The sequence below is a fragment of the Nocardiopsis sp. NPDC055551 genome (genome assembly GCF_053619415.1).
In genome coordinates this window covers 23177-35812 of sequence record NZ_JBSHJJ010000014.1, presented here as the reverse complement: position 1 = coordinate 35812, position 12636 = coordinate 23177, and the positions used below count along the sequence as shown (strand labels likewise).

The 12636-nt window shown below is 70.8% G+C and carries 12 protein-coding genes; 8 read left to right on the top strand and 4 right to left on the bottom strand.

The features are described 5' to 3' along the window. The first annotated feature begins 56 nt into the window (after positions 1 to 56). Positions 57 to 689, top strand: a complete 633-nt coding sequence (locus tag ACWGSK_RS23210; protein WP_358506151.1) for a trimeric intracellular cation channel family protein — start codon at positions 57 to 59, stop codon at positions 687 to 689. A 229-nt stretch (positions 690 to 918) separates the two neighbouring features. Here the strand turns inward: ACWGSK_RS23210 and ACWGSK_RS23205 are convergent, their stop codons facing one another. Together ACWGSK_RS23205 and ACWGSK_RS23200 are read right to left on the bottom strand one after the other, a co-directional pair. Then, on the bottom strand, positions 919 to 1359 hold the full coding sequence (locus ACWGSK_RS23205; RefSeq protein WP_452456733.1) for a VOC family protein: 441 nt from the start codon (positions 1357 to 1359) through the stop codon (positions 919 to 921). 63 nt (positions 1360 to 1422) lie between these two features. Then, complete coding sequence (locus ACWGSK_RS23200) at positions 1423 to 2364, bottom strand: LysR family transcriptional regulator (protein WP_452456732.1); 942 nt, start codon at positions 2362 to 2364, stop codon at positions 1423 to 1425. A 103-nt stretch (positions 2365 to 2467) separates the two neighbouring features. Here ACWGSK_RS23200 and ACWGSK_RS23195 point away from each other — a divergent pair, with 103 nt between their 5' ends. Together ACWGSK_RS23195 and ACWGSK_RS23190 are read left to right on the top strand one after the other, a co-directional pair. Further along, entirely contained in the window at positions 2468 to 3391 is a 924-nt protein-coding gene (locus ACWGSK_RS23195; RefSeq protein ID WP_452456731.1) for a threonine/serine dehydratase, read from the top strand. Positions 3392 to 3525: 134 nt separating this feature from the next. Further along, positions 3526 to 4197 (top strand): lysophospholipid acyltransferase family protein, encoded by a 672-nt coding sequence (locus tag ACWGSK_RS23190; RefSeq protein ID WP_358506163.1) that lies wholly within the window; start codon positions 3526 to 3528, stop codon positions 4195 to 4197. On the opposite strand, the gene ACWGSK_RS23185 is transcribed toward ACWGSK_RS23190, so the two are convergent. Then, positions 4194 to 5132 (bottom strand): N-acetylglucosamine kinase, encoded by a 939-nt coding sequence (locus ACWGSK_RS23185; protein ID WP_452456730.1) that lies wholly within the window; start codon positions 5130 to 5132, stop codon positions 4194 to 4196. The genes ACWGSK_RS23190 and ACWGSK_RS23185 overlap by 4 nt on opposite strands. Further along, a complete protein-coding gene (locus ACWGSK_RS23180) occupies positions 5129 to 7306 on the bottom strand; it encodes an alpha-N-acetylglucosaminidase TIM-barrel domain-containing protein (RefSeq protein ID WP_452456729.1) in 2178 nt (725 codons plus the stop codon). The genes ACWGSK_RS23185 and ACWGSK_RS23180 overlap by 4 nt, the downstream gene beginning before the upstream one ends. A 90-nt stretch (positions 7307 to 7396) precedes the next feature. Here ACWGSK_RS23180 and ACWGSK_RS23175 point away from each other — a divergent pair, with 90 nt between their 5' ends. Genes ACWGSK_RS23175 through ACWGSK_RS23155 form a run of 5 tightly spaced genes read left to right on the top strand, consistent with a single transcriptional unit; the run spans position 7397 to position 12621 of the window. Then, complete coding sequence (locus ACWGSK_RS23175) at positions 7397 to 8635, top strand: ROK family protein (RefSeq protein WP_452456728.1); 1239 nt, start codon at positions 7397 to 7399, stop codon at positions 8633 to 8635. Positions 8636 to 8676: 41 nt separating this feature from the next. Continuing rightward, positions 8677 to 10035, top strand: coding sequence for an ABC transporter substrate-binding protein (locus ACWGSK_RS23170; RefSeq protein ID WP_358506174.1), 1359 nt, complete (start codon positions 8677 to 8679; stop codon positions 10033 to 10035). After that, on the top strand, positions 10028 to 10942 hold the full coding sequence (locus ACWGSK_RS23165) for a carbohydrate ABC transporter permease (RefSeq protein WP_358506177.1): 915 nt from the start codon (positions 10028 to 10030) through the stop codon (positions 10940 to 10942). The genes ACWGSK_RS23170 and ACWGSK_RS23165 overlap by 8 nt, the downstream gene beginning before the upstream one ends. An 11-nt stretch (positions 10943 to 10953) precedes the next feature. Then, positions 10954 to 11763: a carbohydrate ABC transporter permease gene (locus ACWGSK_RS23160; protein WP_452456727.1), complete on the top strand. Its 810-nt coding sequence runs from the start codon at positions 10954 to 10956 to the stop codon at positions 11761 to 11763. A 24-nt stretch (positions 11764 to 11787) separates the two neighbouring features. Then, complete coding sequence (locus tag ACWGSK_RS23155; protein WP_358506181.1) at positions 11788 to 12621, top strand: urea carboxylase-associated family protein; 834 nt, start codon at positions 11788 to 11790, stop codon at positions 12619 to 12621. Positions 12622 to 12636 lie beyond the last annotated feature (15 nt).

The window sequence follows — 12636 nt, the reverse complement described above, 5'->3', positions numbered from 1 at the left end:
CGCGGTCGGCAACTCGGTTCGCGTCCGGAAGGGAACCGCCTCTCAGGCGCACGCTCATGACCTCGTTCGATGTTCTGCTCGTCCTCGACCTCCTCGGGGTCTTCGCGTTCGCCCTCGACGGCGCCCTGACGGCGATCCGTTCCGCCCGGGTCGACATCGTGGGGGTGATGGTCCTGGGGGTGGTGACCGCCATCGGCGGCGGCATCATCCGCGACGTCCTGTTGGGCGACACCCCCGCGACCTTCCAGGACTGGCGTTACCTGGTGGTCGCGTTGACGGGGGCGACGTTGGCGTTCTTCCTCAACCGCCAGCTCACCCACCTGAGCAAGCCCATCCTGTTGTTCGACGCGGCGGGGCTGAGCCTGTTCGCGGTGATCGGATCGACCAAAGCACTGGAGTACGGGTTCGGGCCGATGCAGGCGGTGATCCTGGGGGTGATCACCGGGGTGGGCGGCGGCACCCTGCGCGACGTGATGCTCAATCGGGTACCGACGGTACTCAGCGCCAACTCCCGCCTGTACGCGATCCCGGCGATGCTCGGCGCGGGGATCGTGGTCGTCGGGAACCTGTTCGGCTTCGCGGCCTGGTGGGTGGCCGTGGTGGGCGCCCTGATGTGTTTCGGTATGCGGATGATGTCGCTGCGCTACCGCTGGAACGCGCCCAGGCCGCCCGGATCCCCGCCCCTGTAGCCTCCTCAGCCGGTGGGTTCGACGATGATCGGTTCTTAGCGGCGCAGACCCCCTGCTTCAGCCGTGGGGTTAGCCGCTCTCCGTATCCGGTAGACTACTTTTCGTTCACGACAGCCAAGTGGACACGCGCCGCAGGGCATGCGGTGCCAGCCTGTGGAGACCTCGCCGTTGGGCGGTCTGCGAAGCAGGAACCAGCTACGGCCGCGAGGCACGTAGCGCCACCCGGCCGTCAGGTCGGGTCGGAATCCCCCGGCTTCAGCCGTGGGGAGGAAGTCAACTGCCAGAGGTGGCCGTCCAGGTCGGCGCAGACCGCCGAGTGACCCCACGGGTGGTGTTGGGGCGGGGTGACGACCTCGCCCCCAGCCTCGGTGACCCGGTCCACGACCTGTGCGACGTGGTCCTCGGTGGGGACCGCCATGCTCAGCAGACACTCGCTGGTTCCGGGTCGGGCGATCTCACGGCCGTCCCCGACGACCCAGCCGAACCCTCCGGTGGGGACCAACATCAGCAGCGCCTGGTCGTTGAGTCGGAACTGTAGGGGCTCGGGCACACCGTCCTCGGCGGGTTCGCCGACGAGCTCGAAACCGAAGGCGTCGCGGTAGAACACCATCGCGCTCATCCGGTCGGCGATGGGAAGGCTGAGGACGAGCAGACCCGCGGGTGTGGTCACGATGGCTCCTGGTCGTTCGGGGATTCCATGGTCCCCTGTACCGACCCCAGCGTGGCGTGGAACTCATCGCGTGTCGAGGTCGGTTTCGGGTGCGGTTCCTCGGGTGGGCGGTGTGCGGGCCGCGACGCGGCGCAGGGTGGCGAGCATGGCCGGGACCGGTTCGGGCGGGCGGCGGCGGTGCACGGTGTAGATCTCGCGGGCCAGGTCCACGCCGCGCAGGGGTCGGCTCACCCACCCGTCGCCGCGGGCGGCGCCCAGGATGCTCCCGGGGATGAGCGCGATGCCCACACCGGCCTCGATCAGGGCCAGGGCCACCTCGTAGTCGCGGGTCTCGTAGGCCACGGTGAGGTGGACCCCGGCGGCGGCCGCCGCGATGTCCAGACTCACCCGGTTGTGGATGCCCGGGGCGCCGCAGATCCACTCCTCCTCGGCCAACTCGGACAGGCTCATCTCGGTGTCGGCCACGGGGTGTCCGACGGGGGCCACCACCATGAGCGGGTCCACCAGGAGGCGTTCGCGTCGCAGGCCACCGGCGCGGGGCAGCGGCACCCCGGGGTAGCGGTGAGTGATGAGCAGGTCCAGGTCCCCGGAGGCGACCAGGTCGTGGCCGCCGGGTGGTTCGATGTCGGACAGCGACAGTCGCACGTGGGGATGTTCGTGGCCGAACACCGCCAGTGTCTCGGGCAGCAGGACCTTGCCGGCGCTGGCGAAGGCGCCGAGGGAGAGCCGGTCGGGGCGTTGTCCGGCGGCCTCGCGCACTGCCGCCTCGGCGTCGCGCAACTCCCCCAGGACGCGCTCGCCGTGTTCGAGCAGGACCTGCCCGGCCCGGGTGAGGGTGGCGCCGGTGCGGCCCCGTTCGACCAGGCGGCAGCCGAGTTCGCGTTCGAGTTTGGTGAGCTGTTGGGACAGGGCGGGCGGGGTGAAGGAGAGCCGTTGGGCGGCGGCCGTGATCGATCCGGCGTGCGCGATCTCCACCAGGATCCGCACCCGGTTGGCGTCCAGCATCCGGCCCTCCTCGCGCTCAGACAAAAGTTGACACAAAGTTGTGCTTAATGATCTTTAGAAGACCCAACTTTAAGTTAACCGCCGGTAGCGACAGAGTGGGAACATGAGCACCATGACCGCGCCCGCAGTACCCACGGCCACCGACGTCCGTGCAGCCGCCGAACGCATCGCCCCGCACGCCCGGCGCACTCCGGTGATGCGCACCGAACTGGACGGACATCCCCTCACCCTCAAGTTGGAGCACCTCCAGCGCACCGGGGCCTTCAAGCTCCGCGGGGCGCTCAACGCGCTTCTGGGCGGCGAACCCACCGACCGGGTCATCACCGCCTCTGGCGGCAACCACGGTCTGGGGGTGGCCACCGCCGCGAGCATCCTGGGCGTGCGGGCCACGGTGTACGTGCCCGAGACGATCCCCGAGGCCAAGGCCGCACCGCTGGAGGCCACCGGCGCCGAGATCGTCCGGCTCGGCGAGCACTACGCGGTGGCCGCCGAGGCCGCCCGCGAGCGGGCCGACTCCGAGGGGGCACGCTACCTGCACGCCTTCGACGACGCCCTGGTGGTGGCCGGACAGGGCACCATCGGTCTGGAGGTGGTCGACGACGTGCCCGACTGCGACTCGATCGTGGTGGCCGTGGGCGGAGGCGGACTGGCCGCGGGGGTGCGCCTGGGCGCGGGCGGCCGTCGTGTGGTGGGCGTGGAGCCGCAGGGCTGCCAGAGCATGCACGCGGCGTTGGCCGCCGGGGAGCCGGTGAGCACCCCGGTGGAGTCGGTGGCCTCCTCCGCCCTGGGCGCCTCCACCCTGGGACGGGTGCCCTTCGAGGTGTTGCGCGCCGAACCCATCACCCCGGCGTTGGTCTCCGACGCCGAGATCATCAGCGCGCAGACCCGCCTGTGGGAGGAATTTCGCATCGCCACCGAACCGGCCGCCGCGGTGCCCTTCGCCGCCTGGCTGGCCGGACGGGTCCCGGGCGAGAACCCGTGCCTGGTGGTGTGCGGGGCCAACGCCGACTGGCGACCGATCGGCTGAACACCACGATGGCCGGTGGGTGACCTGGAGCACTCTTTCGAGCGCGCGCGTTTCATTACCCATCGGTCACCCTTACATTGGGTTCGGCCGTCCCTCGCTCACGGCGTCCGACCCCATGACTAGGGAGAACACACGTGCTCTACGGTGCGTTGCGGCAGACCGCTGCGGTCCTCGCCCGGACCCTGTGCCGCCCGACCATCGAGGGCCGTGACAACGTCCCCGCCACCGGGCCGGTGATCCTGGCCGGCAACCACCTGTCGTTCGTGGACAGCGTCGTCATACCGTTGTCGGTCACCCAGCGTCGGGTCCGGTTCCTGGCCAAGTCGGACTACTTCGAGACCCCCGGGGTCAAGGGTCGTCTCACCAAGACGATGTTCGGCGCGCTGGGCGCCATGCCGGTCCGCCGAGGCAACGCACGCGACGCCATGATGTCGCTGGAGATGATGTTGGGCCGGCTCAACGACGGGGAGGCCTGCGTGGTCTACCCCGAGGGCACCCGCTCGCGGGACGGGCGTCTGTACCGGGGCCGCACCGGAGTGGCGCACCTGGCGTTGGAGTCAAAGGCCGTGGTCGTGCCGGTCGGGCTCAGCGGTACCCAGGAGGTGCAGCCGATCGGTGCGAACATGCCGCGCCCGCGCCGGTTCACCGTGCGGTTCGGCGAGCCGTTGGACTTCTCCACCGGGTTCGATCACCTGGCCCCGGGCAAGGCCCGTCGGGTCATCACCGACCGGATCATGGACTCCATCGGCGACCTCACCGGCCAGGAGCGCGCCGGCACCTACAACGAACACGACGCCGGCGACTAGGCACCCGCCGGCCCATCGAAGACGTACAGGTGGGGCGGGTGCGGGATCGGCGGGGTGAGCGCCAGGGTGAGCGCGCCCTCGACCGACCCTCCCTCGGGGGTCGCGAACTCGGTCTCGGGCATGCGACGCAGCACCTCGGCGCGCATCGGCCCCAACACGGTCTCGCCCACCGAGAAGAGCCCGCCGCCCCAGGACAGGCGCCGAGCCAGCCCGGGTGCGGCGGCCGCCACGGCGGCCCGGCCCAGGTGCGTGCCCGCCTCCTGCCAGATCCTTCGGGCCACGACGTCCCCGCTTCGCGCGGCGGCGGCCACGTCGGGGGCGAAGCCGGCCAGGACGGTGGCGGCGTCCGCCGCCGAGGCCGCGTAGACCCGGTGTTCCAGCGCGCTCACGCTGCCAAAGCGTGCGGTGAGGTGGCTCGACAAAGTCGACGAACCACCGCGTCGGCCGTCGTGGGCACGCAGCGCGGCCTGGAGTCCCTCCCGTCCCACCCAGGCTCCCCCGCCATGGTCGCCGAGCAGGATCCCCCACCCGTCGGCGCGGCTCCAGGTGCGTTCCAGGTCCGTGCCGAGCGCGACCGCGCCGGTGCCGGCCGCGACCACCACGCCGGGCCGGCCGCCCAGGGCTCCGACATGGGTGGTCACCGAGTCCCCGGCGAGCACCACGGTGCCCACCGGTACGCGCCCCCGCAAGCCTCGGACCAACTCACCGGGGTCGGGGACCAGATCGGGCAGGCCGGTCATGCCGATGGCCACCCGGTCGAACACCGGGGCGGCCCGGGTCAGGAGCGTGGACAGGCGTGCGGCCAACCCGTCCAGATCCAGCCCCCTCTCCCCTCGGGGCGCCGGAACGTCCTCTCCGGAGCGGACCGTGCGGTCGCCGTCGTGGACGAGCACACGGATCCCTCCGCCGCCCACGTCGATACCGGCGCATCTCACCCGACCCGTCCCCCGATCGAACCGCCGCCGTCGCGGTCGGCGCCGTAGTGGTCCAGGAGTCGACGGGAGAGGGCGAGGGTGCCCTCGGTGGGCGCGGGCCGGGCCGGGGGTCCGTGCCGCAGGAACCGGTCGGCGTGGTCACTGAGGCGATCGGTCAGGCGGGCGGCGGCCCGCTCGGGTTCGGTCAGGGCCTGGGTCAGGAGCCCTCCCCACAGCTCCCAGCGCACGCGGTAGTGACCGCCGACCAGGCCCGACCACAGGCGCGCGGCGTAGTCGTCCAGCCGCAGGTTGTCCAGGTTGATCCAGACGGTGAGGACGCGGCGGGCGTTGTCGGCCAGCACACGATGATCCTCGGTACTGGTGGCCCAGGAGGTGGCCTTGGCCTCCCAGGTGGCGAAACGGTACTCGGGCCGGGTGTCCAGCAGAGCGTCCAGGTCGTCGAACACCCGTAGGAACCGGCCGAGCAGATCCTCGGGGACCTCCCGGTGCCGGGCCGCGTGTTCGACCAGCTCCAGGTGGTGGCGGTCGGCGGTCCGGGAGAGCACCGCCATGGCCACGTCGACCAGGTCGTGCGCCAAGGGCCCCTCGGCCAGGGCCCGGTCGGTCTCGGCCGCGCCGACCAGGTCCGCCCAGGCCCGCGACAGGCGTGGCCAGGGGTACCAGACCAGGCCCTCGACCTCGGCTCGATGCCGTTCGGGTGCGGCCAGGTCGGCGAAGTCGGGGCGCCGGGTGAGGACCCCGTTGAACTGTTCGGGGAAGATCCGCACCCCCGAGGCGCCCAGGACGGTCTCCGCCAGCCCCCGCCAGCCGGACAGCAGGGCGGGGTCGTCGGAGCCGTAGCGTTGCCGTACGAAGTCGGGCAGCCAGTCGGTGGCCACGTCCTCGGTCCGCCACCAGGCCTGGTCGGCGACCAGTTCGAAGAACGCCGGGTTGTTGCGGGTGCCCTCCATGGACAGGCCGATGCCGGTCGGCGGGTACTCGGCCCGTTTGGCCTCGCCGACGCGGTCCACGGCGCCCTGCAGATCGGCGATGGGTTCGCTGCGTCCACCGAAGTTGAGCAGGGCGCACCAGGTCCAGGGGGTGCCGCCGAAGGCGTCGAAGCGGCTCCACTGGGGGTCGTGTTCGGCCCACAGGTCGAGCAGGTGCAGGCGTTCGTCGGGGATGGCCTCAAGGAAGGCGGTGACGCGTTCGGCGCTCCAGAACCGGCTCTGGTAGGAGAACGGCCAGGTCTGTAGCGCCCACACGGCGTGGGGGTCGGCGCTGGTGAGCCCGTCCAGGGTGGCGCGGGCCAGCCGCGCCGGGAATCCGGGGTCCGCGTCGACCGGGACCATCTCGATGAACGGGTCGATGGCGTAGAGGTGGTCGGTGCCGAACAGTTCCCGTTGGACGCACACGATGTCGGCGGCGAGCTCGGGGTAGCGGGGGTCGGCGGGGTCCAGGACGTGGGTGGTCAGGCCGTGCCAGGTGCGGGCGCGGGTCCGGTCGGGGGCCAGTTCGGCCGGCACGTGTCCGGTGAACCCGGGCAGCACCGGGGTCATGCCCAGGGCGCGTTGGCGCCGCAGGATGCGCAGTCCCAGGTCCCGATGGCCGTCGATCCATGAGGCGGGCAGGGGGCCGGCGAAGCCGTCCAGGTTGCCCATGTACTGCCAGGGCAGGTAGCCGGGGCCGCCCAGGAAGGCCCGCACCCGATCCGGTTCCAGGCCACGGCGGGTGTAGGTCTCGAACAGGACGGCCTCGTGGCCCACGACGGTCAGCGGCATGGTGACGCCGTGCAGCGCCATCCAGTCGATCTCGCGTTCCCAGTCGTCCCAGTCCCAGTAGGCACTGGTGTACCCGGTGGTGCAGAAGTTCAGGTAGTAGCCCTGGTCGACCTCGGCGGTGCCGTGTACGGGTCGTACCCGTTCGGGGTGGTCGACCCGCAGCGGCAGCGGGGTGTCCCAGGTGACCGAGCGTCCGCACTCACGGCGCAGGTAGGTGTGCAGGGCCACGGCGGCGGCCACCGCGTCGGTCGCCTCGATCGTGAGCGCTCCCCCCTCGACGTGGTAGGTGAAGGAACGCTTCGCGCCGGGGCGCTCACGAAAGTCGATCGGACGGTGTGATCGGCCCAGGACCCGGTGGGCCAGCGCGTCCACGGATTCGCCCCAAATGGGCGGGTCCTTCGGAGTGTCGGCCATCGGATCGCCCCTCTTGCCGGGATGCTCGGGAGTTACGTACGGTACATACCTAATTCACCGACGGGCAAGGGTGGAAAGGGGCGGGGGCACGTGGACGTGCCGGTCGCAGCGGGCACGCGGTACATGCGCGAGGTCAACACGACCGCCGTGCTCACCCTGCTGCGCACGGTCGAGCACACCAGCGCCCCCGAGCTGGCCCGACGGACGGGGCTGTCCCGGCAGGCGGTGTCGCGTTCGTTGTCCGACCTGAGCGAGGCCGGCCTGGTGGAGTTCCTGGCCCCGATGCGCTCGGGGGCCGGTTCGGGCCGGCCCGCCCAGCGGGTGCGGTTCCGCGCCGAGGCCGCACACGTGGTGGGCGCGTCGGTCTCCCCCGAGGGGATCCGGGTGGGTCTGGCCGACCTGTCGGGCGCGATCGTGGCCGCCCACCACACATCACCGCCCGGGTTCGAGGAGGTCGACTCCGAGGTCGTGGCGCGGGCGCTGACCGAGGCCACGCACCGGGTCCTGGCCGAGGCACGGATCGAGGCCGGCGGGGTGTGGCACGCCTCGATCGGTGTGCCCGGCATAGTCGACCCCGCCACCGCACGGGTGCGATTCGCGCCCAGCATGCCCGGTGTCACCGGCGACGCGCTGATCCGGGCGCTGGGTGAGGCGGCCGGTTGCGAGGTCTACCTGGACAACGACGTCAAGCTCGCCACCGTGGGCGAACTCTGGCACGGCGCCGGGCACCGCTCCATGGTGTTGATCCACTGGGGCGAGCGGGTGGGCGCGGGCATCGTCGTGGCGGGTGCGCTGCATCGTGGCGCCGCCAACGACGCCGGGGACCTGGGCTACCTCGACCTGTTCACCGACGCGCCCGAGCCCGCCCGGGAAGAAGGCGACACCCTTCTGGGCGCGTTCGAGGCCTGGGCCGGTACCGGCGCGTTCGCCGGCCTGGTCCGCGAGGCCGCTCGTGAGCGCGGCGACCACGCCCTGCTCACCCGACTGGCGCGACCGCAGGCGCGGACCGCCACCGTCGTCGCCGCGGTGGTCGATGGAGCGCCCGCGGCCCTGACGGCGCTGGAGGAGATCGCCCGTCGCTTCGCCCAGGGCGTCGGCGCGGTCCGCGCCCTGCTCGACCCCGACGTGGTCGTCGTCGGCGGCCCCATGGCGCGGTGCGGTCCCGCGCTGTTGGCGGCCCTGCGCGCCCACCTGCGCCGCCAACGCCTGGGCCCTCCCCCGTTGGAGTTGTCCCGGCTGGGCGAGGACGCCGTGGTCCAGGGCGCCCTGCGCCACTCGCTCGACCAGGTCGAACACACCCGTCTGAGACCCCCTTCGACGACCGGCTGAACCGGTCCGGCCCGGCAGACCCGACAACCACGGAGGACACCATGTCCACCAGGTCCACCGATCCACTGTCCATCCGTTCACGAATCGACCGACCTCTGATCCGGGTCGCGGCCGGTGCCACGGCCGTCCTGCTCCTCACCTCGTGCGCGACCCTGTCCAGCGGGAACGGCGAACGCGACAACGTGCCCGAGGACGTGTCCACCACCATCACCGACGAGCCGGTCGAACTGACCTTGGCCTACACCGACGACCCGCCCTCCACCGAGCTGGTCGAGGGGTTCACCGAGCAGCACCCCAACGTCTCCATCGAGCTGCAGCAGACCCCGTTCACCGACTACGTCAAGACCGTCACGTTGTCGATGTCCTCCGATGAGGCGCCCGACCTCGCCCAGTACAACCCGGGGGCGATGCGCTCGCTCATCCCGAGCGGGCACGTGATGGACCTGGAACCGTACGTGGAGGCCTACGGGTGGGAGGAGTCCTTCCCCGAGGCGAGCCTGGAGCCGTTGCGCGCCGACGAGGACGCCACCCGGTTCGGCACCGGAAGTCTCTACGCCGTCCCGGGGGCGCTGTCCATGCTGGGGGTGTTCTACAACCGTGAACTGTTGGCGGAGGCGGGGGTGGAGGAGCCGCCCGCGACCTTCGACGAGTTCGAGGACGCCCTGGCGGCGGTGGACGAGGAGGGCATCGCCCCGTTCAGCGTGGGCGGGTTGGAGGTGGGCGGCTTCCAGGTCTGGAACACGCTGCTCAACGCCTTCGGCGACCACGAGGCCTACCGCGACTGGGTGCACGGGGCTCCCGACTCCACCATCGAGACCGACGGGGCCATGAAGGCGACCGAGACCCTCACTCGGTGGGTGGACGCCGGATACATACCCGAGAGCGCCAACGCCACCTCCGACGACGACGCAAAGGCCGCCTTCGGCAACGGTGAGAGCGCCTTCCTGATGATCGGCAACTGGGCGGCGTTCGAGATGGAGGAGGCCCTGGGCGAGGACGTGGGTTTCTTCCTCCTGCCGGGTGAGGACCCGGAGCAGGCACCGATGACCTCCGGTTCCAGCGTCTCCTACACGGTCTCCTCGGGCACCGAACACCCGGACGTGGCAGCGGCGTTCTTGGACTACCTGTCCTCGCCGGAGGCCGCGCGGATCCAGTTGGACACCGGGTTCATGCCGGTGGACACCGACGCCTCCACCGGGGAGGGCGGCGTGCTGGAGGAGATCAACGGCGTCTACGGGACGGCCGCCGAGCAGGACGGCATCGTGCCCTTCCCCGATTTCGCCACGCCCGGCATGATCGACCAGCTCACCCCTGGGGTGCAGGGGTTGATCGCCGGGAGAACCGACGAGGAGACGTTCCTGTCCGATCTGCAGACCGAGTGGGACCGCGTCCATGGCTAGTGGCGCGCTGCTGCGCGGGAACGCGACCGCCGGGGCCCGGCGCCCCGGGCGGTCGCGCCTGCGCGCCTGGCTGTACCTGTTGCCCGCGCTGGCCGTCTACGCCGGTTTCGCGATCTACTCCGCGGCCAGCACCGTGTGGTTCTCCTTCCTGGACTGGGACGGGGTGGCACCACCCACCTGGGCGGGCCTGGCCAACTACACCCGGGTACTCACCGAACCACTGCTGGCCCAGGCCATCCTCAACGGCCTGATCCTCATCGTGTTCTTCTCACTCATCCCCATCGCGATCGGGCTACTTCTCACCGGACTACTGCTGGGCCGGGTACGCACCGGGATGACGTTCTTCCGCACCGTGTTCTTCCTGCCCCAGGTCCTGCCACTGGTCGCGGTCGGCATCACCTGGCGCTGGCTCTACAGCGACGAAGGCATGATCAACCGGGCCCTGGAAACCATCGGGCTGGGCGCCATCACCCGCGCCTGGCTGGGCGACTACCACTTCGCGCTCATCGCCCTGGGCCTGATCGGCACCTGGTGCATGAGCGGACTGTGCATGGTCCTGTTCATGAGCGGGGCCCAACGCATCGACCCCTCCCTGAACGAGGCCGCCGCCATCGACGGCGCCGGCCCCTTGCGCCGGTTCGTCTACGTCACCCTGCCCGGGCTGCGCCGCGAGGTCGGCATCGCCGCGGTCATCACCACCATCGCCGCCCTGGCCTCCTTCGACCTGGTGTTCGTCACCACCAACGGCGGACCGGCCGGACAGACCAACGTGCCGGCCCTTTTGGTGTACCGGTTGGCGTTCAACGAGGGCACCATCGGCGGGGCGAGCGCGCTGGCGGTGGTGCTGACGCTGCTGGTCATCGTGCTGGTGAGCGTGATCCGTCTACTCACCCGGGAGGCGAAGTGAACCGTTCGGCGATGACGACCGCGCTGCGGTACGGGCTGCTGAGCACCCTGGCGGTGTTGGTGCTGGCGCCCTTCGTCGGGATCGCGCTGGCCTCGGTGCACCCGGCCGGTGGGCAGGTCGGCGCGTTCTCCCTGCCGAGTGAGTGGTCCTGGTCCAACTTCGCGCTCGCCTGGCAGAGCGGCGACTTCGGCCGACTGATGTGGTCCAGCTTCGTCATCGCCGTCTTCGTGGTGCCCTTGACGGTGTGTTTCGCGACGCTGGCCGGGTACGCGCTGTCCATCCTGGGTGTGTGGGGTGGCAAGGGTATCTCCCTGGCCTTCGTGCTGGGCCTGACCCTGCCGGTGGAACTGCTGGTCATCGCCCTGTACTTCAACATGCGTGAGGTGGGGCTGACCAACTCCTACACCGGGGTGATCCTGGCCGAGATCGCCCTGTTCCTACCCTTCGGCGTGTACTGGATGCAGTCGCACTTCGCCTCGGTGCCCCGGGAGCTGGTGGAGGCCGCCCGGGTGGACGGGGCGCGCGACCACACCGTGCTGGCCCGGGTACTGCTGCCGATCTCGTGGCCGGCCATCACCACCCTGGCGGTGCTGGTGTTCATGTGGTCGTGGAACCAGTTCCTGTTGGTGTTGGTGATGATGCAGGACCCGGACCTGCGCACCGCGCCCACCGGGCTGGGGTTGTTCGTGGGCCAGTACGGCACCGACATTCCCTTGTTGTCCGCGGCGAGCCTGATCGTGATCGCCCCCATCGTCGTGGTCTACCTCCTCTTCCAGCGCAGCTTCGTCAACGGCCTCACCCAAGGAGCGGTCAAGGCCTGAAGGAACACCAACGAACGGAGTCCCATGGGTTCACCGGAAGCCGCCTACCGAGCCGTTGCGGGCGGCGCCCTCGACGTCGACACCGCCTTCTACGACCGATTGGCCACGCACACCGACGGCCGTGTCCCGGTGGAGCGGTTCACGATCCCGATCCGTTCGGGCCGGGCCTGGCGGGTGCCCGCCGGTCACCTGTTCCGGATCCTGACCCCCGAGGGCCCGCAGGTGGGCGACCTGAACGTGTGGAACACGCACAATCCCCGGGAGCGCCTGTGGGCCTCGCGCACCCGGCAATTGCAGAGCGCCCATGTGTCCACCCACGACCGGCTCTGGTCCACGCTGCCCTACCTGCGGCCGCTGGTCACCATCACCGCCGACAGCCTGGCGTGGTACGGCACCGACGCCGACGGCGGGCGCGTGCACGACCTGTTGGGCACCCGCTGCGATCCGTACGTCAACCGGATGCTCACCGGCGAGGACTTCGACCTACACTGCCACTCGAACCTGACCCGGGCGGTACTGCCGCACGGGTTGACCGAGTTCGACGTGCACGACGTGCTCAACGTCTTCCAGTGCACCGGGCTCAACGACGAGGACCGTTACTTCATGAAGGCCTCGCCCGCCCGTCCCGGTGACTTCCTGGAGTTCTTCGCCGAACAGGACCTGTTGTGCGCGCTGTCGACGTGTCCGGGCGGGGACCTGTCGGTGCCGTTGTGGGGTCCGGACGCGCGGGACCCGATCGACGTGTGCCGCCCCTTGGCCGTGGAGGTGTACCGGCTCGCTCCAGAGTTGTTGGAGGGCTGGAGCGAGCCGGAGCCGGCCGCCTACCGGGGCGCGCACGGGTTGCGCTTCCAGGGCTGAGGGGACCGGGGCCCG

Bases quoted from the DNA above. Each gene is read 5' to 3' on its own strand.
- ACWGSK_RS23165 (WP_358506177.1), top strand. From the start codon at position 10,028: ATGGCTAGTGGCGCGCTGCTGCGCGGGAACGCGACCGCCGGGGCCCGG.
- ACWGSK_RS23195 (WP_452456731.1), top strand. From the start codon at position 2,468: ATGAGCACCATGACCGCGCCCGCAGTACCCACGGCCACCGACGTCCGT.
- ACWGSK_RS23200 (WP_452456732.1), bottom strand. From the start codon at position 2,364: ATGCTGGACGCCAACCGGGTGCGGATCCTGGTGGAGATCGCGCACGCC.
- ACWGSK_RS23170 (WP_358506174.1), top strand. From the start codon at position 8,677: ATGTCCACCAGGTCCACCGATCCACTGTCCATCCGTTCACGAATCGAC.
- ACWGSK_RS23210 (WP_358506151.1), top strand. From the start codon at position 57: ATGACCTCGTTCGATGTTCTGCTCGTCCTCGACCTCCTCGGGGTCTTC.
- ACWGSK_RS23180 (WP_452456729.1), bottom strand. From the start codon at position 7,306: ATGGCCGACACTCCGAAGGACCCGCCCATTTGGGGCGAATCCGTGGAC.
- ACWGSK_RS23160 (WP_452456727.1), top strand. From the start codon at position 10,954: ATGACGACCGCGCTGCGGTACGGGCTGCTGAGCACCCTGGCGGTGTTG.
- ACWGSK_RS23155 (WP_358506181.1), top strand. From the start codon at position 11,788: ATGGGTTCACCGGAAGCCGCCTACCGAGCCGTTGCGGGCGGCGCCCTC.